The 24,441-nt window shown below is 53.4% G+C and carries 20 protein-coding genes; 3 read left to right on the top strand and 17 right to left on the bottom strand.

Annotated features, from left to right (window positions below; translation table 11 throughout):
- Positions 1 to 395: 395 nt before the first annotated feature.
- Positions 396 to 1,157 (top strand): serine protease, encoded by a 762-nt coding sequence (locus GOW04_RS12530; RefSeq protein WP_171232753.1) that lies wholly within the window; start codon positions 396 to 398, stop codon positions 1,155 to 1,157.
- A gap of 266 nt (positions 1,158 to 1,423) precedes the next feature.
- On the opposite strand, the gene GOW04_RS21950 is transcribed toward GOW04_RS12530, so the two are convergent.
- The 11 genes from GOW04_RS21950 to GOW04_RS12475 form a co-directional block, all read right to left on the bottom strand.
- Entirely contained in the window at positions 1,424 to 3,565 is a 2,142-nt protein-coding gene (locus GOW04_RS21950) for a hypothetical protein (RefSeq protein WP_254430131.1), read from the bottom strand.
- Complete coding sequence (locus GOW04_RS12520; protein ID WP_171232752.1) at positions 3,562 to 3,870, bottom strand: hypothetical protein; 309 nt, start codon at positions 3,868 to 3,870, stop codon at positions 3,562 to 3,564. Before GOW04_RS12520 ends, GOW04_RS21950 begins: the two co-directional genes overlap by 4 nt.
- Positions 3,860 to 4,069 carry an AlpA family transcriptional regulator gene (locus GOW04_RS12515; protein ID WP_217356921.1) on the bottom strand — a complete coding sequence of 70 codons (210 nt, stop codon included), beginning with the start codon at positions 4,067 to 4,069 and terminating at the stop codon, positions 3,860 to 3,862. Before GOW04_RS12515 ends, GOW04_RS12520 begins: the two co-directional genes overlap by 11 nt.
- A gap of 143 nt (positions 4,070 to 4,212) precedes the next feature.
- Positions 4,213 to 4,869 carry a hypothetical protein gene (locus GOW04_RS12510; protein ID WP_171232750.1) on the bottom strand — a complete coding sequence of 219 codons (657 nt, stop codon included), beginning with the start codon at positions 4,867 to 4,869 and terminating at the stop codon, positions 4,213 to 4,215.
- Between the two features lie 426 nt (positions 4,870 to 5,295).
- Positions 5,296 to 6,528: a S9 family peptidase gene (locus GOW04_RS12505; protein WP_171232749.1), complete on the bottom strand. Its 1,233-nt coding sequence runs from the start codon at positions 6,526 to 6,528 to the stop codon at positions 5,296 to 5,298.
- A gap of 146 nt (positions 6,529 to 6,674) precedes the next feature.
- On the bottom strand, positions 6,675 to 7,907 hold the full coding sequence (locus GOW04_RS12500; RefSeq protein ID WP_174830360.1) for a site-specific integrase: 1,233 nt from the start codon (positions 7,905 to 7,907) through the stop codon (positions 6,675 to 6,677).
- A gap of 217 nt (positions 7,908 to 8,124) precedes the next feature.
- Complete coding sequence (locus GOW04_RS12495; protein ID WP_171232748.1) at positions 8,125 to 9,777, bottom strand: recombinase family protein; 1,653 nt, start codon at positions 9,775 to 9,777, stop codon at positions 8,125 to 8,127.
- The gene (locus tag GOW04_RS12490) at positions 9,774 to 10,817 is read right to left on the bottom strand and encodes a tyrosine-type recombinase/integrase (RefSeq protein WP_171232747.1); all 1,044 of its coding nucleotides are present in this window, start codon (positions 10,815 to 10,817) and stop codon (positions 9,774 to 9,776) included. The genes GOW04_RS12495 and GOW04_RS12490 overlap by 4 nt, the downstream gene beginning before the upstream one ends.
- Positions 10,817 to 12,514: a site-specific integrase gene (locus GOW04_RS12485; protein ID WP_171232746.1), complete on the bottom strand. Its 1,698-nt coding sequence runs from the start codon at positions 12,512 to 12,514 to the stop codon at positions 10,817 to 10,819. The genes GOW04_RS12490 and GOW04_RS12485 overlap by 1 nt, the downstream gene beginning before the upstream one ends.
- 166 nt (positions 12,515 to 12,680) lie before the next feature.
- Positions 12,681 to 12,887 carry a helix-turn-helix domain-containing protein gene (locus GOW04_RS12480; protein ID WP_170619977.1) on the bottom strand — a complete coding sequence of 69 codons (207 nt, stop codon included), beginning with the start codon at positions 12,885 to 12,887 and terminating at the stop codon, positions 12,681 to 12,683.
- Between the two features lie 180 nt (positions 12,888 to 13,067).
- A complete protein-coding gene (locus GOW04_RS12475) occupies positions 13,068 to 13,901 on the bottom strand; it encodes a hypothetical protein (RefSeq protein ID WP_171232745.1) in 834 nt (277 codons plus the stop codon).
- Between the two features lie 1,025 nt (positions 13,902 to 14,926).
- On the opposite strand from GOW04_RS12475, the gene GOW04_RS12470 reads away from it, so the two are divergent.
- Complete coding sequence (locus GOW04_RS12470) at positions 14,927 to 16,672, top strand: amidohydrolase (protein WP_171232744.1); 1,746 nt, start codon at positions 14,927 to 14,929, stop codon at positions 16,670 to 16,672.
- Between the two features lie 90 nt (positions 16,673 to 16,762).
- Positions 16,763 to 17,554, top strand: coding sequence for a DUF3299 domain-containing protein (locus tag GOW04_RS12465; RefSeq protein WP_171232743.1), 792 nt, complete (start codon positions 16,763 to 16,765; stop codon positions 17,552 to 17,554).
- A 290-nt stretch (positions 17,555 to 17,844) separates the two neighbouring features.
- Here the strand turns inward: GOW04_RS12465 and GOW04_RS12460 are convergent, their stop codons facing one another.
- The 6 genes from GOW04_RS12460 to GOW04_RS12435 all read right to left on the bottom strand — a co-directional run bounded on the left by GOW04_RS12460 (position 17,845) and on the right by GOW04_RS12435 (position 24,419).
- Positions 17,845 to 18,681, bottom strand: coding sequence for an amino acid ABC transporter substrate-binding protein (locus tag GOW04_RS12460; RefSeq protein ID WP_170477039.1), 837 nt, complete (start codon positions 18,679 to 18,681; stop codon positions 17,845 to 17,847).
- A gap of 38 nt (positions 18,682 to 18,719) precedes the next feature.
- Positions 18,720 to 19,805: a BamA/TamA family outer membrane protein gene (locus GOW04_RS12455; protein ID WP_171232742.1), complete on the bottom strand. Its 1,086-nt coding sequence runs from the start codon at positions 19,803 to 19,805 to the stop codon at positions 18,720 to 18,722.
- A 341-nt stretch (positions 19,806 to 20,146) separates the two neighbouring features.
- On the bottom strand, positions 20,147 to 20,884 hold the full coding sequence (locus tag GOW04_RS12450; RefSeq protein ID WP_171232741.1) for a hypothetical protein: 738 nt from the start codon (positions 20,882 to 20,884) through the stop codon (positions 20,147 to 20,149).
- 431 nt (positions 20,885 to 21,315) lie between these two features.
- Positions 21,316 to 22,149 carry a hypothetical protein gene (locus GOW04_RS12445; RefSeq protein WP_170477043.1) on the bottom strand — a complete coding sequence of 278 codons (834 nt, stop codon included), beginning with the start codon at positions 22,147 to 22,149 and terminating at the stop codon, positions 21,316 to 21,318.
- A 259-nt stretch (positions 22,150 to 22,408) separates the two neighbouring features.
- Positions 22,409 to 23,350, bottom strand: coding sequence for a helix-turn-helix transcriptional regulator (locus tag GOW04_RS12440; RefSeq protein WP_171232740.1), 942 nt, complete (start codon positions 23,348 to 23,350; stop codon positions 22,409 to 22,411).
- A 163-nt stretch (positions 23,351 to 23,513) separates the two neighbouring features.
- A complete protein-coding gene (locus tag GOW04_RS12435; RefSeq protein WP_171232739.1) occupies positions 23,514 to 24,419 on the bottom strand; it encodes an AraC family transcriptional regulator in 906 nt (301 codons plus the stop codon).
- Positions 24,420 to 24,441: the final 22 nt, after the last annotated feature.

The following is a 24,441-nucleotide window of genomic DNA, read 5'->3' as shown; positions in this document are numbered from 1 at the left end:
GGTTCAAATCCTGCTCCCGCAACCAATAATTCCAGCCATATATCAAACACTTAGCGCCCAAAGGGGCGCTTTTTGCGTTCGACGTGTTGGGGTGTGGTGCTACAGCGGTGCTACGCCGTAGAGCAAAACACAGCATCTTACGTGCTGAGACGCTGACACTCCCCAAAGTCCGAATCTCTAATATGAAAACCGACACGGCTTCACTGTCAGTGCTGTCAGCACCGTCAGCCAAAAAGCGGCCGTTCGGTTCGAGCCCAAACCCACAGGATGCTGCACACTTTTCTAATGACAGTGAGCGCAGATAGCGGACTTTACAGACCTTGTCCTAAAATGGTGCCTGATGACATGCTTAGAATATACAGCCGACTTGTAACCAACGAGACACGAGTCAAAAGATGCAACAAATTGCCAAACCTTCTGTTCAGTCTTTGTTTCTGCAAATGCGATTCAATGGTCAACCGCTCTCCACTGGAACTGGATTTGTGTCGCTTTCCGCAAAAGGTCCAGTCTTAATTACCAACCGACATAACCTCACTGGAAGACGTCAGGACAACGATAAGCCTATTTCCCCAACAGGGGGTATTCCAAATGAGGTTTTAGTCTTTCAAAATCTCAAAGGACAACTTGGATCATGGCAGGGTAAGATTGAACCCTTGTATTCGGATCCTGAGTATGAAGAGAAACGCTGGGTGGAACATCCTGTTTTAGGTGCAAAAGCGGATTTTGTGGCCTTGCCGCTCACACAACTTGATGACGTGGAATTGTACCCGTACGACCCTGGAAAACCAGGTGAAGACATGCTGATTGGTCCCGCTGAATCAGTCAGCGTAATTGGCTTTCCATTTGGAATATCCGCTGGCGGCCTATTTCCTGTCTGGGCGACCGGATTTATCGCATCTGAACCGATAGTGGATTTCGATGATTTACCAATCCAACTGATTGACTGCCGTTCTCGCCAAGGCCAATCAGGATCACCTGTACTCGCCTATCGTTCTGGAGGCATGGTTGCCATGGCAGACGGAAGTTCTGCTGCTTTCGCTCGCCCAGTTTCGAAGTTAATTGGGATATATAGTGGACGTATCAATGCCGAGTCAGACATTGGCATCGTATGGAAAACGAGTGCAATTTTTGACTTGGTAAACAGCATTCAATTGTGACTCTTTTTGTTTGTACCTACCCACTAAGTTGAGCACCGCGATTGATCTGAACTTGGTCTTCGTGTCAAGGAATGAGTGAGCGCTACTGCAACTATCACGAATATCCTGAAAGGGCTGAAAACGGTCCCTTGAACAGCTTTGGCAAACGGCAACCTTTGTCTGCATAGCAGACGAAGGTTAAACCCGACATACGCGACGGCAAGCATAAACAAAAAACGCCCGACCTGTGCGGTCGAGCGTTTTGGCACAAATAATTCTGTGGTTTCTTACGGGTTGCTCAATTCAATTACCCGCATTCCTGCTTTTCCTTCCCGACTGAACGCGATGTTAACCCCCTGACGCCGCAACACCGGCTGTACCCTGCGCAGCGCTGCACCAAACCTTGCCTCAGACCGGGGAAAGCTCTGGCTGTCCTCTGTCAGCGCAGGAAAGCGATCCCGCAAGGTTTGCTTCAACTCGGTTGCAGTGCCGCTCCAACGCTGACGCCCATCCATCAATGACAGAATTGCCAGTGCAACCGGGTTGGCCTCAACAGCGGCTTGGTCACTGCGCGCGCGATTGGCCGCGTAGGAGTCCAGAAACGCGCCCTGAGCCCATCCAAGGGAATCTTCGGCGGCAACCGCCCATTTAGCAAAATCCGCCATCCTAGGGGCTTCTGAGAGGCTCACAGAGTCAATTCGACCCAGCGCGCAGGATACCGCATCCAAAAGCGCGCCCAGAATGTAGGGCTTGGCCTTGGCAAAATCGCGATTGAACGCGCCCAAGGTTTTGCGCTTGCCGGGAGGGATCACCGGCAGATGAACACCAATCGCGCGATCCGCCAGATCAGGCCGCGCCGCCAGATCGGGAATCCCGTTCAACAGGCAAGGCCGGGTGGCATTGAACAGAACCTCGTCGCTGTCGGTGTGCAACTTGCGGGTGCCAAACCCGCCGTCGGTGGCGATCCGACAGAAGGCGTCCGCCATCATCGGGCGGATGGTTGAAAGATTATCAAAGCTTAAGACGTGGTTGTGCATCGCGGCAATTACCAAATCCTGTTCGGAATTGGGCGTGCTGCGGGTGCTGGGCTGGGCCGGGTCGATCAGGTCGCGCAGCGTTTGTGCAGTGGTGCTTTTAGCGCTGCCCTGTTCGCCTGACAGGATCAGGATAGGGTAGGGGCCTTTGGGGTGGAAACATCCCAGAACCCATGCCACCAACATGCGGAAATCATCTTCGCTTTCCACATTCAGAAATTCGCGCAGCAACTCGATGCCATTCTCATGCCGTTCCGGTACTGGAAGCGCCTGCATGGCTGGTGAGCGCCGAAACCGTGCGGGCGGGTGGCTGACCACCTGCCAGCCCTCGGAGGTGATCGCCACAGCCTGCCAGTCGGTGTCGCCAAGATCGAGATAGACCGTGCGCCCGATGGAGGCGATGCGGCTGGACACAGGGTAGGTCTCGCCTTCGAACCGCGCCACCCCTTCCAGCATCCGGCGTTTGTCATCCAGCGCGGCATTGGAGGGGGCTTTGCCCTCGGCCTTGTAATGGGCATAGGCCAGATAGTTGCGGAAGGTCGCGGAACCTACAGGCCAGTGCTCAAAGTGACCCTTGGCCCGTAACGTTACATAGGGCTCACCCTGCGGCGTGTTCCAAAGCTCAAGCCCATCCACCAGCGCCGCATTGTCATCGTTACGTATAGGTGCAGGTTCATCCCTATGTATAGGTAACGTATACGGGTCGGGGTTTTCCTTATGATACATAGGGGGATGCGGGTCATTGGCGGCAGGCCGAACCTTACTTGTAAGGTAGGCGGCAGTTACATCCGGCAAATCACACGCAACGCTGTTTATTAGGGCGTCAATCTCGCCTAGCCCCCAACCTGCGGCAATGGCATCGGCCACGTCCCAGCCCCTATGTATTGGTTTAGGGATCAGACTCGATGAATCATGCGCTTGAATCAGTGCGTCACTGATCGGCAGGATCAGAGGTGTCGCCCTATGTAATGTAACGAGCTCTTCGGCCAGTTTGGCGGCATAGCTCTGTCCCGGCTCATCATGGTCAGGCCAGATAATGACAGTACGGCCTGCCAACGGTGACAGGTCAGTTTTTGCCAGCGCCTTGCTGCCGCCAAAGCTGGTAGAGGCCAGATACCCCAAGCCTGTCAGAACATCGGCACACTTCTCCCCTTCAACCCAGATCACCGGCTGATCCGGGTTCGCCTGGGCGATCCGGTCCAGATGATAGACCGGGCGCAACTGGGGTGCTTTCCATGCGTCCTTGGTCACGTCGTAGGGCAGAAAGAACTTGCCCTTGCCGTGGCCCTCATAGCGATTGGCGACGAGCACAGGCGCTCCCGTTCTGCTGCGATAAACATGCTGGGTATCAGCGACACCGGCTGTCGGGTGGCGAAGGTCGGGTAGCGCGCTCATGCCTGCACCCCCAGACGCTGGGCCAGCGCACGTGCGGCCTGACCTTGCTGCACCCCGTTCAGATAGGCAAAGAGGCTGATGGCATCCCCGCCTTTGTCATCCGTCGCGAAGTCTGCCCACAGTCCGCTGTCGAGATTGATCCGAAACGAACCCCGCGACCGATCTGCGCGGGTGGGGTTCAGCGCCACCCATTCGCGCCCAATGATCCGGCCATCTGGCAACCATTCGGCCAGTAGAGTTTGCAGATTGATCCGGGCCATTTCAGCAATGGCCGCAAATTCGATAGGTTTCCAATTACCAGTCATTTGCAACCACCTCCTGAAGACGCGCGATCTCGAACGCTTCCACATCTCCGGCGCGATAGCGGACCAAGCGGCCAACTTTGACATAGGCCAGCGGGTAGCGCTTGGTGCAGCGCCATGTGGCAAGTGTGGTTGTGGACACGCCGAGGCGTTCCGCGACTTGCTCGGGTTTAAGCAGGGTGTTTGCCTGTTTTGCGATCATGATAACCTCCATCAATTTAGATCGATGAAGAGAAACCTAGAGAGCGATTGGGCAGGCCGAAACGCGTGAAGCAGGTAAGAAAAACTACTTCCTACATAGGAAAACATGCCGGTTAACTGCCACATAATGTGGCGAAAATATGTCTATATCACCCGCATTACCGTGACCACACGCGCGCGCGTCAGGTCCGGATCAAGTTTTTGGCCGATCAAATGAATCACATCTACAGCCGTTGCTTTGTTTTGCTTTGTGGCCGGATCGTAGCGGCCCGCATTAAAGGGGCGCATGGCATTGCGCTCCCAATAGGGGCGGAAGGCGCGGGCTAACGCCGCAATCGGCTGGCTTTCGGTTTTCTTTGGTCTCTGAGACCAGCGGTCAAGATCAGCCCTGTAGTAGCTGCTTGGGGTGTCATTCTCGCCCAGAGCAACCGTTTGCGCAGCGGCTTTTTGCAACAGGTCGAGAAACGCCGCAATGTGGCCAACGGGATCGCCGGGACCAAACGCGCCTTCAATCAAGTTTGCAATTCCAGCGGCGCTTGGGTCGGCTGATCGGGCTTGCATTTCCAGCGCGTCGGCCAGTTTCCCGGAACAGTTTGGCGAATCTTGCACACGGGCAAGGTCCACTAAAACCGGCTCAAGCTTGGCAGACAATGCGGACAGGCGGCGGTATTCCATTGCCCCCGGTTTGCGTCGGCGCATTTTGCGGCGCTCGCGGATGTAGGCTCGTGCCGCTGCCTCAACCCCTTTGCGCAGTTCGTCAACATTGGCTTTGGGTCCCATCAGCATCTCAAGTTCATACATGAACCGGGTATCATAGAGGCGGTGAAGTTCCGTCAAGAAACCGCGGCCTGCCATTAAACGTTGCCATGGGGCGGTCGGTTCCGTTGCGGTGTCGGGGAGGGTATTGACTGCCTGTTCCATGATGCCGCTTGTTCAGGAAAAGCCAGCAAAACGCCAGAGGCTGACAGTGCTGACAGTACAGACGGTGAAACTCGGTTGGACTGGCCGGAGACCATTCTAATGATAGTAGGGATTTGGGAATAACTTACCTCCCAGCCTTAGTTGGTTCCAGAGGGAAGGTCACCAAGCAGACTTTCGCTGCTAGCGCAGGACTGGGCCTCAGCGTCGGCGACAATGCACAGGAAGCGGGCTTTGAATCAAAGATGTAGTGATTTGGAGCCGTGGACAGCGCCTATGCGGACAAAGCCGCCTACCGCCGCAGCTAGATCAAGGTCGGCTTTCTATGCGTAGGAGGTAGTCTTCTACGGTCTCTTCCCAAAGCAATGGCCACCACAGAACCCAGTGACCTCTATTAAACTCGGGCACTGTTACAACGTGTAATTCGCTCTCGACACTTACCTCTTCAATTTGTGCGAGGTTCGCTCTGGAATGATCAATGCTGTAGAACGTGTCGTCTTCGCCGTAGATTGACAAGACGGTGCCTTCGTAGCCTTCGACGCGTCGAAAGAGCGTTGGGTTAATATCAGGATCACCCCGGCTCTCTGTCGTCCAACCGCCGACGAAGTTTATCACACCTGCCGTATCTTCTGGCTGATCCCCTGCCTGCATGAGCGCCACCACGCCACCACGCGATACGCCGGAGAAGAGCACCGGGCCATCGCTTACGTCCGGGCGTTCTCGAAGCGCCGCCAGGGCGGCATTCGCATCGATCAGCGCTCGCTCGGCTCCGGGCAAGGAAAGACGCGCCTCAGTCGAATAGCCTTGAGATCGATCCTCAGCGAAACCCTCATCATAAAGCCCATCAGACCCGCCGCGACCCCGACGCTGAGGGAAAGCGACAATCCATCCGTGGGCATTTAGGACGTCGGCAAACCAATCGTTTGTGAAGAACCACTCAAAGTCGCGTTCATTTGTCCCGGAACCCGTTGATCCATGGTGAAAAAGCGCCAGAGGGAATGGGCCATCGCCACTGGGAACATAAATCGCGACAGCAAGTTCGATTGTTTCGCCACCTTCCGTGATGTCTGTCACCAGAAACTCGCGGTCGCCAATCTGAAACCAGTCGTCGGACGGTGACGCGAGGACTGCAGATAGGTCTTGGCGCTCCAAGACCGCGAAGCGATCCCCAGTCGGGAATACTCCACGCAACCGCCCTGTGTCCGAGAGTGTATAGCTTGCGGCAAAGCCCTCATCGGAGAAAACTAAATTACCATTCTCCTCACGAGCCTTATCGCGAAGCCAATTGCCACCACCGTATTGGCTACGGCCCACAGAATAGACAACGTCAAACAACCCCTCTTCATCGACCCCTTCGACAACTAGGATATGGCTTCGCCAAGAATCCCATGTGCCCGTCCAGACGCCAATGAAAGGCGAGTTCTCCGCTTCTCTAATCTCGATGCCGACTGGTAGAGGTGCGTCGCCAATCAATATCGTTTCGTCCGCGCGAGCTTGACCTGTCAGGCAAATGGCAAGGGCAAAAGCGAAGAGAGGGCGCATGAACAACTCCCATCTGTGCTAGGTTGGTCTTAATTGACTGCATTACAACACAGATTGCGTCCGTTCGCGACAAAGGCCATTCAAGGCACCACCGAACCGGTCATTCGCTGCCTAGCAGAAAACCTGAGGTAGGGGCTCTTTCCGCCCTAGGTAGACTTTGAAAACATCAACTCTGTCGCCTTGTCCACACTCTCCCTGACCGGGTCTAGGTTTAACCTTGCGTAGATTGCTGTGGATTGTTGGGACCGATGCCCGAGAGACTTACCAATAATGTATCCATTGGCCCCCGTTGCCGCCTGATAGCTGCCCAAGGTGCGACGCAGGTCATGAATGCGCAGGTCTTTAATCCCTGCCTCTTTCAGGATTCGTCTCCAAGCTTTCTTAGGATCGGCAAGGTGGCCGCTTTTGCCCGAGCCTTCAAAAACGTAGGGGCTGTCTGACTTGAGCTTTCGTTCGATTAGCAACTCAACTGCCTGTTGGGGGAGATGAACCGTCAACGGGTCTGCATTCTTGGTTTCTTCGATCCGCCATGTGGCCGATGTGAAGTTGATATCTTTCCACATCATCGCCAGCGTATTGGACTTCCGCGCCCCTGTGAGAAGGGAAATCATGAAGAAGTCCCGTGCGACTTCGTTGGGTTCATTTGCCAGTGCCTCGAAGAACCGGGGCAGCTCGTCAGGCTGCAAGAATCTGTCGCGGCTTTGTTCCCGAAACTTTTTGATGCCGACAGCGGGGTTCACACCCTTCCACCCCCATTCAATGGCCTTGTTGAATATGGAGCGAATACGTTCAAGCAAACGATTGGCCTGATACAAGCCGTTGTCCTTGCCGATCTTTGCATGAAGCCTTTCTACCTCAGACCGATCAATGCTGGATATCTTTCGGCGGAACCAATGCGACAGATATTTGTTTACTTCCCGCTCGTCGTATTTCCACGACTTCTTATGCACCTTGGAATACTTGTCCATATATTCGGCAAAAAGAGCCCCAAAAGTCATTTCATCTCGAACGGCCTTTTTCTCTTTCTGAGGGTTCGCTCCAGACGCAATGCCACCCTTGGCCTTTGCTGCCGCCTTGCGGGCCTGTTCCACGGTCATGTCAGGAAACTTGCCAAGCAACAGGCGTTCGGGTCGCCCTTCGATCCGTTTGTATAGATAAAAGCTCTTTGATCCTGCTGCCGTCACAGCCAGTATCAACCCCGCTTCCCGTTCGTCATAGTAATAGTCCCGCGATCCTTTCTTGGCGGCGGGGGCTTTCGAAAGGGCTGCTTTGGTGAAGTTCAAACGGTGACTGGCCACGGTGTATCCTTTAGGCGTTTCGGTGCTACCGAAAGTTGATGGTGCTACACTGGTGCTACATCGGAGAGCAAAATTGGACAATCTGTAGTCATTGTAAGATTGAACGCTCTTCGATTAAGGTATTGAAAAATAAGCAAAGAAATATGTTCAGCAAACTACATCAATTATTCGCCTATGAGGCTCATAACCTGAAGGTCGCAGGTTCAAATCCTGCTCCCGCAACCAATAATTCCAGCAGACCGTTCGATCTACAAACAGTCCACTGGACTGTTCGCTAAACGATCAAACCTCGTCAGGCTCACAATCTGAAGGTCAGAGGTTCAAATCCTGCTCCCGCAACCACCTTGGTCGAACAAAGTGCCGAACAAGCCGCCTTAGGGCGGCTTTGTTCATTTTGGGCCAACCCAATCATTGCTGCCAAGGCACCCTCCAGTTCGATCTGAACGCCCTCGTTGGGGTGCTCGACCGTGACACGTTCGATAAGGCCCCGGATGATCTCCAAGGCCCCGGTGCGGATCGACGGATCCGATAGAACCTGCGCCAGATCTGCGACTTTGGAGCGATAGAGTTGGGACAGATTCGGCTGCAGTCGCACCGATGAGGGCTTAGGTTCGAAGAGCTTTGCGTCAAGCTCGGCTATCTGCGCTTCGAGTTCTTCGAGCCGCGTTTGAAGCCCGGGGGTGCGAATGCCCTCAGCGATTGCGTCATAAAACCCATTCAGTTTGCGTGCAGCTTTGTCCCGTTCGGATTGTAGACGGGTCCGGGCTGCCTCCTCTGTACCAGCTTCTGCGTTGGCGGCTTCGTTGAAGGATTTGATAAAAGCAGCCACTGCGTCGGGCTGCATCAGACGCTGACGAAGTAAATCCAGAACGGCGTCTTCCAGGACATTGCGGCGAATGGATTGCCTGTGCGTGCAGGTGCCGAGTTTGCGGGCGGCTGAACAGGCGAGGTAATCGCGCCCGACAGTGGCGAGTGGCCCACCGCAGTTGCTGCAGAATACTAGACCTGTCAGAAGGTGCTTTTTGCGACGCTTCTCCCAAAACTTGGTTTGCTTGATGGCTTTGACGCGGGGATCAGCCTCGATCTCGCCTTGCCGCTGCTTGACCGCCTCCCAAAGTTCATCCCCGACGATCCGCAGCTCAGGGACCTCCGCGATGATCCATTTGGACGGATCGTTGAGACGGGAAACACGTCTGCCGGTCTCCGGGTCCTTGATGTAGCGCAGCCGGTTCCAAACAAGGCGGCCGATGTAGAGCTCATTGTTGAGAAGGCCCGTCCCACGCACTCGGTGCCCCCGGATGGCGGTGTCACGCCATAACTTGCCACGGGGACCGGGAATACCTTCGGCGTTCAGGCGGCGCGCAATGGCTTTCGGGGAGTGCCCTTCGGTGAAGTCATGTAACACCCGCCGGACGATCTCAGCTTCTGCTGCGTTGATCACTCGTTCTCCCGTAACGGGTTGGCCGTCCGGCCCGAGACGCCGGACGACGTCATAGCCGTAGCTGTTGCCGCCACCGGAGCGTCCAAGCTCGACACGCCCGCGCAAACCACGCCGGGTTTTGTCGGCCAAGTCTTTGAGGAACAGTTGGTTCATGGTGCCTTTGAGACCTACGTGCAATTCGCTGATCTCGCCCTCAGCCAGCGTCACGATGCAAACCCCTGCAAAGTTCAGCCGTTTGAAGATCGCAGCGATGTCTGCCTGGTCCCGGCTCAACCGATCCAGCGCCTCTGCCAAGATCAGATCAACCCGTCCTTCCTGGGTTGCATTGAAGAGCGCTTGTAGCCCGGGACGCAACATGGACGCACCAGAGACCGCCCGATCCGAATAGGCGTCGACAACAGTCCAGCCTTCCCGCTCTGCACGTTCCCGGCACAAACGCATCTGGTCATCGATAGATGCGTCTCTCTGCATCTGGCTGGAGAAGCGGGCATAGATTGCAACTCGGGTCATCGTCTGGTCTTTCTCTTTAAGTCGATCAAAGCCGCGTAGTCGCGGCCCGCTTCAATGGTTTGGGCGTGGATGTAGTGGCGCTCAGCCGTTCCGAAGCTCGCATGAGCCAATATTGGTCGGATCAGCTTCGCGTGTTCCGGAGAGGAGCGCGCCAATGTCGTTGCGGCGGCATCCCGGAAGAAATGCGGTGGAATGCGGCGACCCGTCAGCTTCAGGGTCTGCTCCGCGATCCGGGGGCTCAGCGCATCTTGCTTTAATGGTGCGCCTGTCCTGCCGACCCACAAGACATCGTGTTGTTGTTGGCCACGCTCCATTAAAAAGGGACGGGCTTCATTGACATAACGACGCAAGAGCGGCTCAACGCTCTGGGGAACATCAGCCTCCCATGGCTGCCCTGATTTGGTCAGATCCCCTGGGAGCGCGACGGTCATGGTGTTTGTTGTTACATGCAAGGATATGCCTATCCGAAGGCCCGCAAAGGCGCGTCGCCGCATCGGCATCAAAGCCATCATGGCTATCATGCTGCCATCCCGCAGGCATATCATACGGCGCAGCGGTGTTGGCTCCGCTTCTGCATGACCCGTCGCTAGAGACATTCCCGCCTTGAATAGAACCTCGCTGGACAACACACGCCCAAGTTTGCGATCCCGATCACCCCGTCCTGCGGTGCGCTTCAATCCCGCTTTCAATCTCCGCTGAGCGGACCAGTCCTGTGTCTGGTCAGCCGCGGAGAGGATACGCAACACACCGTCAATGAACATAAACCGGGTCATCGGCCGGGTGTGTGAGAGGTCCCTAAGCCAAGCGGAAAGGCGCGGCAGAGTCGCGCGTCGAGCCGGAGGCAGTGTGATCGCCTTCGCATTGCTGTTAATCAGCCATTGCAGCCATCGGGCATAGCGCAGTTCTAACGTCTTCAACGAGGTCGCACGCAGGTGTGAGAGCGCGCCGCAATCGTCGAGTGGGCCACCTTCTATCTGAAGGTTGAGCCACATCTCCCGGTCTTGCACGGGCCAAGCAGACAGAGGCAGAACAAGGCTCATCAGCGACGCCCTTTCTTAGCTTCTATCAGGTCAGCAAAGGCGCGTGTTGCCGAACGTGCCTCAAGACCGGAATACATGTTGATCGTGTGGCTGACCTCCGAATGTCCGAGCAACCGGCGCGCGACCTCATAGCCGCCGGGATTGGCGTCGAGCCAGTTCATCACCGCAAAATGCCGAAACAGGTGGGCATTCATCTCCAACCCCGTTTCCTTCCGGATCCGTTTGGAGACGCGCGCAGACAGAACGCCAGGATCAACCGAATGCTGACCATCCCTCCGGGGAAACAGCCAAGGCGTTCCCGCGGGGCAGAGTTCCGGACAGCGAGATTTGAGATGCACGTCGATCATGCGCAATACATCACGCGGGATCTCGAACTCGACAGGTCGCTCATTTTTGGTCTCGCCGTCTTCCAGAACCAGGTAGGCTCGGCCATCACCAGGACGGTGCAGGTGGCGTTCCAGGTGGATGCCAGCCAGGTTCTTCACGCGAACCGGGCAGACCAGCAAGATGGCGATGGCGAGTGCATCTTCGCGCGCCAGAGCCCAGCCATACGGTTTGGATGTGCCGCGTGGTCGCGTGAAAATCCGTTCAGGCAGGAGCAGCAGGCGCTGTTGATGCCGATCCTCTTGCAACACCCGCAGCCGGCTTCGGTTCTTTTGGGTCATGCCATTCTGAGGTTTGACCGCCAGGCGCGCGGCAAGCCCGGTCAGTGCATCGCGAGCGTCATCGGGTGCATTAAGTATCCGGGCCAGGTTGCGGAGCAGCGCGGCGATCTCACTGATCATCTTTGTGGTCTGGTTGTTGGTGCGCGATAACATCTGGCGCAAACCCTGTTCAGCCATCACCGGATTGATCAGGACGTCCAATCCGCCAATCTCCGCGATCGGGATACCAGAGTGAACGAGTTCGGAGGCAAATCGAACCAACTGTCTTTGGTATTGGGACAGGGTCGCGGGTCGGAGTACCCTGTTCTGACCGTCATCTGCCAGCGGGTCCGGAGTTGCAAGACGGTGCATCAATTTTGCAAGCTCGCTTTGGAACGGCGTAGGAAATGCTGTCACGGGAAAGGTGATGACCTTCTGGCGCGTTTCCAGAGGCAGGATGGCCTTGGGCCATTCAGAAATACGTCGGACCGCCAGGTTCCAGCCGTTGACCGCAGCCCGATACGCGACATCCGGTAATTTGCTGATCTCGTTATGCGCAAGGGCTTCTCGATAGGCCGCGGCATGCTCTTTGCGCACAGTGGCGGGTTTGACGCCTTGCCGGTTCAGAAAATGCACGAAGCGGCAGAGTGCGGGTTGCAATGTCTTGTCGCCGGACGCCAATACATTCGCCCAGAGCGCTTGCCAATCGGGAGACAGATCATCGATCCGGTTGAAGCGCCGTTCCACCAGCCCGAAATGCGCGAGGGCGGCACGCGCATCACTCACCGCGTTTTGCCAACTCTTCGGTGTAAGACCGAGTGCTGCCGGTGTGACTTTGGACAGACGGGGCTGCAACCAGCGACTGTCGCAGGGCACATCCTCTGGCGGCAGCCCAAGGGCTTTGGCCACGCGGCGTAGACCGGAGATCATGTCGCGGCGGCGTCCGTCCGACAGAGAGCTATCGGAGCGCAGTTGGTCGATGAGCTCGGCGAACATCGGTGTGTCGGCTTTGACGAAGGCCAATCTCAATGGAACGGGGCTCTGGCTAGTCATCGGGTTTACGTTCCTTTGGACATGTCGGGTCTCGGGCGGACGGGTGTGGACAGGAGGTCCGATTCGGGAAAAGCGTAGCACAGAAAGTTAGAAACTTACGGGCAATCCCTCTTCCCGAAGATGCCATAACCTATTGACATTAATGTACATTAATGGTCTCGATTACCTACCAGCACTGTGCCTGCCTGTAGGCGGCATGAGCTGCCGGATCAATGCGGATGAGGCGTCCGCCAGGGCCCACCCGAATAACCTCAAGCAGGCCAGCCGCAATCGCACGGCGCACCGTCTTCTCGGAGCAATTGTCCAGTTCAGCGACGTCCTTCACCGTCAGCAGCTTGCGGGGTCGGTTCTTCTTGGCATTGATCTGTGGCATCCTGATGCGCCTCCTTTTGGTCAGAGGCGTCCCGGCCCAGTTCCTGTACTACCTGGGCAGCCAGCAATCGGACCAACTGGTCAATCGCTGTCTCAACCTGCTTGTGCGCGTGGTCGTCAGAAGGGGATATGGCAGGAACGCGTGTCATGCCATGACCATGACAACGCGGGCTTGCTCATTCTAAGTGTATTGATTGCCCAATTCCGGCGGCGCCCAACGCTCTTGCTCTTCGCGCTCAAGCTTGTCGCGAAAACCGTCAATGTCCACGCGGATCGTCTCACCGCTCAGGATTTGCCCCGGCTCGGTGATCATCTTCACGACAGCCTGGATAAAGTTGACGAGCGGACCTTGCCGTTGTCCTCCGGGGCGACCGTCTGAGTATGTCGTATAGGTTAGGGGGCGACCGGCATCCTTCCAGATGTAACAGCAGCTCTCGACAATGTACTGACGGCGTTTGTCGCGCGAGAACCGCTTGTCCCGGGGCGACATCTCTGCAATCGCACCAGGTGTCCCATGGATGCGTCGAATGTCATTGATGACATCCTGAGTAAGTGCCGTTGCGGTCTCGAGCTTGTCGAGCACTTGGGGAAGAAGGTCTGCGTCTTCTGGCGTCGAAGCGAAATAAGTCGAAAGCGAGCCCAATGCGTTCCGGAGCTCTTGGGGACCAATGGAACTCTGTTTGGCTTTCCGCAAAAGTTGCTTGAGGTACTTTTGACCTCGTTCAATCGCTTGCGAGCGTCGGACCTCAGTCAGGTTGATTGCGATGTCGTCGTCGTTATTGAGGCAGTTCCCAAGAAGCACAGAGAGTTCGCGTACGAGCTTAAATGGCAGGTCAAACCGTTCGGCCAAGCTCTCGATCATGTCATCAGAGAGAGCACCGCGTTCGCCATAACTGCCGAGCTTCCATGACATCGAGCATTTGATCCCATCCATGTGCGGGTAGACCGAATAGTCACCTTCATCATCTTCAACGTCGCCTTGATCGTTCAGGCCAGCGTCCAAGTCAGCGCTCATCTTATTCTCCGCTTTGTACACTCTGCATTCGAGCCACACGTCCAAAAGCCAATGTGCATCACAGCAACTCTGCTTGCCGAAAAATCGGGCTGGATGACACAAGGCGATCCATTCAAACGTTGCACACAAACAAAAGAACAGGAAAAGAACAATTTGGTACCAGGTTCTGACTTGAAGCGCTGACCCAAAACCCCCGCGCTTTTGATAGGCTACAGCGCTTCGAGACAGCTGCGGCTTTTTAAGTTGGCGGACGAGCGAAACACAAGGAACAAAAAAACAGATCAATACACTTAGTCAGCAAGAACGAAAAATCGGACGTTCCGGGCCGGGACGGGTCTCCTCGTCTCCGTTGCGCCCGGTTTATGCTTGCTGCTTTCCCTCGCAAACGATCAAAAAAAGCGGTGACCACGGTACGTTCACGACCGGCCTCCAATAGTGAACTATGGTTCGGGGACTACCCCATCCCGCACCGACGCGGCTCCTTCTGGCCCGGTGCAGAAACGCGACTACGGAACCCACCGGCCGACGGGCGTCTTTAGACACTCGTCGGACCGGGGACCGCCGAGACCGTGCGCGGTCAAAGCGGGGCAGGTGAGAAGCCTGCGGGGAAGCGGCTGGCCTCCGACAAAAGGCATCGCGCGGATACGAACCTGAAAACGAAGGGCCTTCTCCCGCATGACGGGGGGAAGGAGCGGGGGCCGGATATTGTCTGGACAGTTGGAGGTCTCCGAACTGAAAGGCTCTGCAGCCCTCTGCACATTTAGGGATGCTTGTGCCCTGCAACCTTTGTGAAATTTCCATTTGGTCGCGATATCTGTGAGACTCGTTTTTTCCAACACCATTTGAACTTTTGCACTTCGCTGGTTTGGTTGAGAAAATCAGCGTTTCTCTCTGTGCCTGTGACCTTTTGATTGTCTTGCGACCAAGTCATCTCACACAAAGTGAGGCGAAGAAAATTTATTTGACATGCAGACATTATGTTTCATGCTTTGATTAGTCTTTTCTTCGGGTTGGGAGTGCGAATGATGAAGTGGATGATGATAGCAGTCGGTCTATTGACCTCTTTCGCCACAAACTCTGTAGCCCAAACCGCTGATACCGTCTTATTGAATGGCAACATCTACACTATGGATGCATCACGGCCTGAGGCTGAAGCAGTTGCTATTATGGGAACGCAAATCTTCTACGTTGGTTCCGATGATGGAGTCCAATCCCTGATTGGAGAAGAAACAACGGTCATCGATCTTCAAGGACAAACGGTTCTGCCGGGCTTTGTCAGCGGCCACGAACACCTTGTCGCATCCGGGTGGACGCAATTGGGTGTCCAATTGGGCTCTGGTCAATCCAAAGAGGACTATCTCAAGTTAATTAAAGAGTATGCGGACGCCAATCCCGACGAGGAGTTTATCCGTGGCATTGGATGGAATGCGACTCTGATGGGCGGTGAGTTCACGGCTGCCGATTTGGATACAATCGTTCCTGACAGACCCGTGTTCCTGCAAGATTATACCATTCATGACGCATGGCTGAACACCAAAGCTATGGAAATGGGAGGCGTGAACAAAGACACCCCCGACCCAGTTCCGGGTTTGATCTATTTTGTAAGAGATGGCGAGGGTAACCCAACGGGCTACGCGAAAGAATTTGCGTGGATGGGGGCCTATGTGGAATCTGGTGCATGGCAGCCAGATACGATGATCCCAGAGAGCCAAACAGAGCTTTATGATTTGGCCGCGAAATTTGGCTACACCACCTACATCAACCAAGGATTGGTTACACCAAATATCAAGTCTCAGGCGAAACACTACGATGACACCCGAGTGGCGCTGGACATCCTGCAAGCGCAAGCTGACGAAGGCACACTCAAGCTTCGTACCTTGATGATGACCCTTGTCAAAGGCGACGATTTCGATGCGGACGACGCGGTTGCCAATACTTTGGAGCTGAAGTCTTCATTCGACAACGATGACGTTCGCGTGCTTGGAATTAAGATACACCCGGAAGGGGTTCACACAAGCCATGCATCGGTCATGCTTGAGCCGTGGCTGGACCTGCCTGAAAAAACGGCAGTGCGAGGTGTCTCGGCTGCCCTCACCGATGAAATTGTCCTCAAAGCAAACGCAGCCGGACTTGACGTCTCTGTGCATGTTGATGGCTCAAAAACCGTTCGCGAAACTGTTGACTCATATGTCAACGCTCAGAAAGCTGGATACACCGAAGCCCGCAATTCGCTTCAACACTTAGCTTTTGCGCATCCAGATGATATTGAACGCATCATACAGCACAATATCCTGTCCAATATCACCCCGATTTGGGGCACGACTTGGGGCGGTGGGCTTGACGGTGCCATGGAAATCATGGGCCTCGAAAGGACCGTTTCCGAATTTCAACGCATCCGTACTTTGATGGACGCAGGCGCACCCGTCAGTATAGGCGCAGACGTTCCCAGCACCGATCCTAGCCTCATGGGTGTACTAACCTTATGCGAAGCAGCCGTTACACGGCGCGATCCGTCTAATCCGGACGATGATCGTATCTTCCCACCAGTATATCAGGCTCTCACGCTCGACCAATGTATATACGCCGCAACGCTTGGTGGTGCGTATGAAGCGAGGATGGAGGACAAGATCGGTAGCTTGGAGTTTGGCAAGTATGCTGACCTGGTTATTCTAGAAGACGACCTTTTCGCGGTGCTTCCTTCCGACATCGCGGATGTGAAGATAGTAGCCACGATGAAGGGCGGAGTATTCACACATGAAGATGGTCTTTGAAACGCGGTAATGAACGTACCTTCGCAAAGTAAACCAGTGCGATGAACTAGGCAGCAATGCTACTAAAATAGGAAAATTTAGAGCTCTGTAATGACAAGCAACTTGATCGCTTTGGTCGCTTTTGTTTTCGCGTTCGCGGATGTGACTGCTGCTCAGGCGGAGGTTGCCCAAGGTTCACCAGAACCTGCTGCCCAAACGTCTCCTTCAGGGGCGAAGCGTTTTGATATGTCTCGGCGCGCGCATGATTTTACCTATGCTTCAAACTCCACTGTGCTGGATGGATTTATTCAGAAACAAGTGGCGGATAGCTGGCTTGACTTGAAGCCAACCCTGAAGTCTCTGGAAGCCCCATTTGAAACCTTACCGGATCCGTTGTTGAACGCAATGAGAACACAAGTTCGTTGGCGAACGTCCGGAAGCTCTACGCGCTCTGATCCTGATTTTATCAAAGAATACAATGCAGCCACAGGTGTTCTGGCGGCGAATGAAGTCGACGTAGAAAAGCTGATGCTCGAACGCCGAAAGATCATTGCGCAAAACAGCTCAATCGGGCGCGGTCCAAACTTAGAAAAGCTGGGTACGACGATCAAGCTGCCTGGGTACATAGTACCGCTTGCACTCAGTGGACGAGTTGTCACTGAGTTCCTATTTGTCCCGGTCGCTGGATCATGCGTTCACACACCTTCGCAGCCGCCGAACCAGATCATTCATGTTGATTACCCCGGTGGCGTTGAATTCAAGTCGATTTTCGAAGCGTTTTGGATCGAAGGGGAACTTTTAGCTGAAAGCAGGGTTAGCGACGTTGTATTCTACGACGGCCAGTCAAACGTGGAATCCGCTTACAAACTAAACGCGAATTTAGTTGAAGTGTTCGCGCCCTGATCTTTAGGCCCCAGTGACCCATAACTTTCGGTCTTCTGTACGCGTAGACACTAATACCGGTAGACCGTCGCATACAGACCAAGCCGAAAGTGTTGAATAGAATACGGCCCGACCCCTAATCTGGTGGGCTCTTGCGACTGCGGTCCCTTCGAAGATTTCTTCTAGGGGGTTCTCAATTTCCAAGAGCAGACCTTGATTTAACTTTGTCCAACGTTCGCTCTGCGGGATAAATTAGCCTAAGTCGCAGTGCGAAACTAACACGCAAAAAAAACTTTCTTATGCGATACGTCTCATGGATTGGTAGGGGCGATTACATACAGAGCTTTCAATGCTTCGCTGGGCTCAATCCCCGGCAAGGCAATACGGAAAATCTCCTCCATTGAACCTTGAGCATACATCTCTGACAAAATACGATCTACAAGCAATCGAAAATCATAGTCTCCTTTCGGTATCGCTAATCCTTGCTTTTCTATCGTCAATATTTCTTGGGATAACTTGAATTTACCCTTTAGCCCGGCAGCAATGTAGTTGACTAATAAAATCGACTGATCTGCAAAATACGCATCGATTTCGCCGTCTCGCAGAGCCTTGATGCCGTCTGGGTGTGAGGCGAACCTTACCATATTTGCATCGATACTTGCCGCTTCGAAGGAATTGAGAACGGATGCCTCTGTTGTTGTGTTGCTTCTCATGCCAACCCTCTTACCCGCTAGCGCACTCATGGTGCCCTCAGCCTCGATTGGCAACAATATGGACGTGCCGTCGACATAAATTGGAATCGAAAAATCAACAACTTCGCGACGGGAAAGTGTTATGGTCGCAGCCCCACAAAGCACATCGACCTCTCCGGAGGCAATTTTGTCGAAACGATCCTTGGCGTCGACAGGAATGAACTGGACGTTTAATTCCTTTAATTCAAGTTTCTTCGCAAGCCTCTGCGCGACCTGATCGCAGATCAACGGTGACAAGCCAAACGGTCGACCTTGGTCGTTGAGGTAAGATAGTGGCGCAGCGTCTGCTCGAAAACCAAACCGGATTTCGTTGTTTTTTGTTATCCTTTCGATTGTCTGAGCAACCGCTCCGGTTGAGAAAAGAGCCGTTGCAATAAGTACAGATAGCAAGCGCATGGGTTTTCCTTCATTGTCCGGTTTCTAAAAAAGGTGACTTAAAATCTTTGGCCAACATAAAAATACAGAAAATCATCGCCGTCGTCGTTAACTGCCGCGTCTATGGAAAAATCCAGTTTGTGTTTTTTTGTTACTCGGTAGCGCAAACCAACACCGCCTGCGTAGCGGAAGCCACTATCGACGGAAATACTGTTCCTTTGCACTTCGCCGCCACCAGCAAATGCGACGTATCCAAATCGCTTAGATAGTCGTCCTCGGTATTCAGCTTGCGCGGTAAGCATTGAATTTCCATAAACATCAAACAATGGGAAACCCCTTATTTCAGAACCTAGAAGGCAACTGTCAAAGAAAGGAGTGCGGTCGCTTTTTTCGCAAGCAGATGCTCTGAAGGCGATAACAGATTCATCGCTAACGGGCCAAAACCTGTCGTAGCTTAGCTTCAGTCCGTAATAGGACAGATCCCCGTTTTGAACATCGTTTGAGTAGGTCAGTGCCAGATCCACTTTGCTCCCGCTAACCGGGTAAAACGTATCGTCGCGAGTATCCCATTTCGCGACAAGGCCTACGGTTGCTATCCCAGTGTCTGAGAGTTCGGCAACTTCAGGAGGCAACGCGAAACCGTCTACACCTGAAACAACGGTGTTCAGATACTGCAACGATGCACCCGCGGAAAAAGTATCCGTAAAGCTGTAGCGATACGCGCCTTGGAACGCGATACCCTGCTGGCCGACGTTAATCGAGTCATTAATCAGGAACAGGTCGTATTTTAGATCCCCGTATGCGAGTATGAACTCAACGTTGTGGCGATTGTTGTCGAGAGACAAACCGCCGCCAAGCCCGATTGCGTAGCTTTCCTTGTTTGTCCCTGCAAGGGCTGCACCTAAAGACGAGGTTTTTGATCCTTCGTCGCTTTGAAAAAGATATCCGACACCCAAAACGAGCCCGGCGCCGAAAGTCGGGTCGTTAATCGGGATGGGAACACCGACGAAAGAACCATTTTTGAATCCCAGTTCACTTTTGTCCTGGTCCGCATTGTCATCAGTGCCCTCCGCGCTCGCTACAAACGCAGTGCAGAACATCGCAACTGCGCAAAAACCGGTCAAAGAAGTGCGAAGTTTACTCATTGAATAGGTTTCGTGAAAAGTTTGACACTTAGTAGATACTCAGTCTTGTAAGCTAGTCTGGACGTTTTTTACTTTCACCAGAATAAGAGTAGCAAGCAGCCGACAGACCTGTCCAGCTTATCGGTTGGGAACGCTCAAAGCACGTTCAATGACTCGCCAATATTCCTCTAAGCTGGATTGTGGCGCGTATAAATCAGGCTGATCATGACAGCGTACTGAGCTGAATTGAGAGCAAGGTGGACATTCTGCCGAACGGCGGGAGCAGCTTTTCAGAAATTCAGTCCACGATAAAATGGAACATCTGAATAGTGAAAGCCCATTGGTGAACGTACGGATTGGCATCAAACCAAACCGGAACCAGTGAGAAAATACTTTATTGCGTCAGCGATGAAAGCCAAGCCCAAGACACCAAACAGCAGTGGGATGGACCATGATGCGGTACTGCCTATGAACGTGATGAACGCTTCCAGTTTGGCTACAATGGACTGCCCCACGACAGCATATGCAAATGGAATCAGCACATATGGTAGCGCATACAAAAGGTTGTAGATCAGTAAACCTAGAGCCTTAGATTCAACATTGAAGCTGAACAACTCATTGATGAAGCCGAAATACGGTACAGAAAACGGCATACTCAAAACGCAAATTGTTACTCCCATCATGAAAGAAGGAAACAAACCTTCTTTCTGCTCGCTGACTTCAGATCTTGTAGATTGCTTTTCAATTTGGGCACTTGTGCTCATCCTCACAGCGAAGCCGAGCAAAACCAGCCCCAGAACAAAGCCGATGACGAAGTTGATGCGCGTTGGGTCCACGAAACCTTTGACGACGAAGTCCACCACCGGAGCGAAAAGTTCCGCAAGTCCGTTGGCGATTAAACTGCCCATCACAAAGTAGACAAATCCGTAAACGATTAAAATGCCCATCAGAAAGTAGGCAAGTGTATGGCCCAAGATTAGGGCGTAGCTTTTTGCAATCGGACGGCTCCTTGTGAGAGCATATGCAATTGCGACGAGTAGGACGGGGTTTGCTACATCAACCAATAAAATAGGTATTCCTACGGCCCAAATACTACTCATTCCGGGCTCCGAACACGCAAGTTTTTAGGTTTCTTAGACATCCTCTCATGTCCTCACCTTAGCTTTCAGAGGAGCCTAGTGCGAAGGGTGATCTAATGCCCTGCGGCCCTCTATCGATTTCGGCGTGTAGCGAGGCAGCCCAATACTTGCAGCGTTCCAATAGTCTCTCGTACAATAAACTCATCTAACGGTTCCCATCCAATTGTTACAAAAATTGGGGTTTGAGCGTGGCTGTCGACCCCCAAAGATCCGGGTCGAAGTTTCACCAGATCGAGAATGTGAAATTACCAAGATTTCGTTTTCTTCCATCGCGTCGAAAGTGAGGTCGTGCCGCCAACCTGAAACCAAGCTGTTCACTGTCGTGGTAACGTCGTTATCCGAAATCGTATTGCGCACGGCTTTTTTTGCTCCAAATTGTTCTCTTTTTTTGTTTAGAAGAAAAAAGAGATGCCAAATTTGAACTGTCTGTTTGGTCCGCCTGTCGGAGACTGGTTAACGTCGTAGTAACCAGCGCTCAGGTCCAGTGCCGTACCCTTCTCCTCGTTGGTTATGATAGTTTTGCCGACCGTTAGGCCCAATGGCACTAACCAGGCGTCATCACTGCTAGAGGCATTCCAATTATATGATATCACATTGTTATATCCGAAATACCAACCCCCACCAAGGCCGTAGATCAGGATCGGCTGTAGTATAGTCGTGCTGAAGTCGCTTTCTCCCCACATATGAGCAAGAACACCACCCCAGGACAAATCTCCTGCCTGGCCAAATATCACGAAGGCCGGACCCGCGCCCCAACCCGCGCCCTGAAGCGCGTCGTCGGTGTGGGTCGGTAAAGATACTTGTAGCCCATAGCCGAGAGAAATATTGCCCGAAGGTGTCGGTGCGTAAAACGCTTGAACCGTTGAATCACCTATTCCCCATTCGAGATCGGAGTTTTGGGTAGGTTCACCTATACCGGGCGGTAGAACTGCACCCGGCGCAACACCCTGAATTGGGATAATGCCCCTTAGCACCAGGTTGGCGCCGTCAAGTGGAACTGCGTAGACTGGTTGAATCTGGAAGTTATAACTGTCTTCCTCATCCGTGCCCGTTCTGAATGCTACCGTGTTGTCAGTCATGATCGCGCGAATGTCAGCGAGGGGGTTGGCGGCTTTTCGGGCAGCTTCGCATGCTGCATCGCATCCGGCGTCTTGTGCTTGCGCAATCGTAGGCAGAAAGCTGTATGCCAGCGCACCAATAACGAGATGTGACAACTTCTTTTTCATCTTCAATTCCCCGTCCCTAGAACACTGATTTACCACAAGTCATCTGTCTCAAGGCTGCAATGCGATCCGCCAGCGCACAAGTCCTCTATCAGGTATTAACATTCATTTTCGTTTAACTATGCCGTGTCGCATTCAAGATATCGAACGGTTTGGATACGCAAATTGTGCAATTCTCGCTCAATTTGCTCTTCCAGTTTTGACCGTGGTTTTGGGCGAGTAAGGGGGTGGAGAACCCAGGACGGAATAGCCGTCCAATAACTTACTGCTTTCTCAGTGTATCGCTCGGCAACTCGCCATATTGTCGTTTGTAATACTCAGAGAAACGCCCAAAATCGCGAAACCCATGTTTGCTTGCCACTTGCTTGATCAAAGTGCTCTGACTGTTGCCCATCGCCAATTCGAACCGGGCGTTTTGAAGCCTTCGAAAGCGTATAAATTTTGCCGGGGAAATTCCAAGCTCTTGTCGGAAAGACAGGTATAAAAGTCTAGGGCTAACGCAAATCGCATCCGCAAGCTGTCGAGAGCTAAAAAACTGCTGGGAACTACTTATGGCTTCCAAGGCTCGTGCAACAGTCTTCCAAGTGGCGGCGCTTTTCAGGTCTGCGAAATCCTTTGACTTCTCGCTGTTTTTGCAAAGCATGTCACCTAGCGAAAACATGATGTGATCTTGGAGATCATCGGGTGAAAATTGATCCCAAAGATGCGGTTGGTCAAATAAACTGAACAGCAACTTCCGTAAACGCCGTCCAGTCGTCCCAAGCTTTGCAATTCCGTTTGTCGTATTCTGCGCCGTGTCAATTCGACAAAGTTCTTGGACCCCGTAGCGGTCTAGCAGGTTGGTCTCGAAGGTCACAAAAATCGAACTAAGGCCAGCTGGTGTCAGGCTTGCATGGTCGCGACCGGAGGACGTAATCAAAACATCATCCGCTTTTACAGGTAGGCCACACCAAATCTCGTTTTCGCTATTCGGGCGATAGAACGCAAAGCTTGTTGTTTCGCCGTCATGGGTCCAGTTTACGTGGCAAGGATGAGATTCTTCATTTAGCATGACTTGAAGGTCCGCTACGCGAACGATCTGCAACTTGGAGTGTGTTATTCCGGGTTTGAGTTGGACGGCCTCAATGTTCCAACCACTCATTGCTGCATCAGTTTCCTGAAGAAAAGAAAACTCCTGATCTACGAGCAAGTTTTTTGTTCTCATCCGCTAGGCACCTCAAAATCAAACATGGACACGAACCCGCCTCTTCCATAGCCGACGTTGCAGGTCAGAATGTCTAGATTTGCAAGACCGGTTCCGTCACGGGGCAATCTGCCCTCTGCATTCGTACTGTTGCGAAGAAAAAAGTCGACGCGTAGCCTCCTAACTAACTTCGCCGCAGCGTTTCAGCCGGGTTCTCACAAAAGAAGTCCCGGTACTCAGCTGCGAACCTGCCTGTATGGCGAAAGCCATTGTCGAGAGCGATCTGCAACACACTACTCTCGACTTGAGAACGCGCAAGCAAGTCTCGACGCGCGGCGGCCAATCGCAACACGCGCGAATAGCGCGCAGGTCCAATGCCCGGCCAAATTCGAAAAGCGCGATACAAGCTGCGGCGGTTCACACCGATGACGCGCGCCACCTCGTCCACGTTATCGAACTCCTCCGGCCCAAGTCCGGAGATATGACGACGGGCATGGGCCACGATCTTAAAAACATCCGAAGCGTCATCGTCTGGTGAGCGTTTGCTATCCTTGAAAAGCTGCGCGCCAAAAGCTTGCTCTAACGCGTTCAGGAACGCGAAGGCGATGTGCGGCCGCCTCAACATTGTGCTTTGGGCGAGTTTGTCGCTCAGGGCTTTCAAGGCGTTGAAGCCGTCAGCAGAGGCTTTCATGAAACGGGCAGGCGACATAGACCAGCCGCGCTGTTCGGCGGTTTCTTTTGAGACCATAACCACGAACCCGGAAAAATTCTCAGGCATTACATATTCGTAGTCAAAGCGATCTCCAGGACGCCAGATAATTGTATCCCCGCGCTCCAATGGGTGGCCCAAAAACCGGGGGCTGCCTTCGCCTTCTGTGACAATTCCGAACGATAAAAAGGGTACATTGTGTATGTCGCGCACCTGAACCGAGGCTGCGCATTGGATGTATTCCACTATGACTTGTCCGAGATCGACTGTGCTGTAGCGGTGCAACAACGGCCCTGAGGAAAGCTGAAGCATGTCAACGCTCCAGTCTTCGCCGAACTGCAACTCCTCAATCTGATAGGAGATATGTGTCTTCAGTTTCATTCCTCCTGATCTGATGCCTGCA

The sequence above is a fragment of the Ruegeria sp. HKCCA4812 genome (genome assembly GCF_013034245.1).
In the GTDB taxonomy this organism is placed as follows: Bacteria; Pseudomonadota; Alphaproteobacteria; order Rhodobacterales; family Rhodobacteraceae; genus Ruegeria.
The sequence above is the reverse complement of the archived record's forward strand: the minus strand, read 5'-3'. Positions and strand labels throughout refer to the sequence as shown.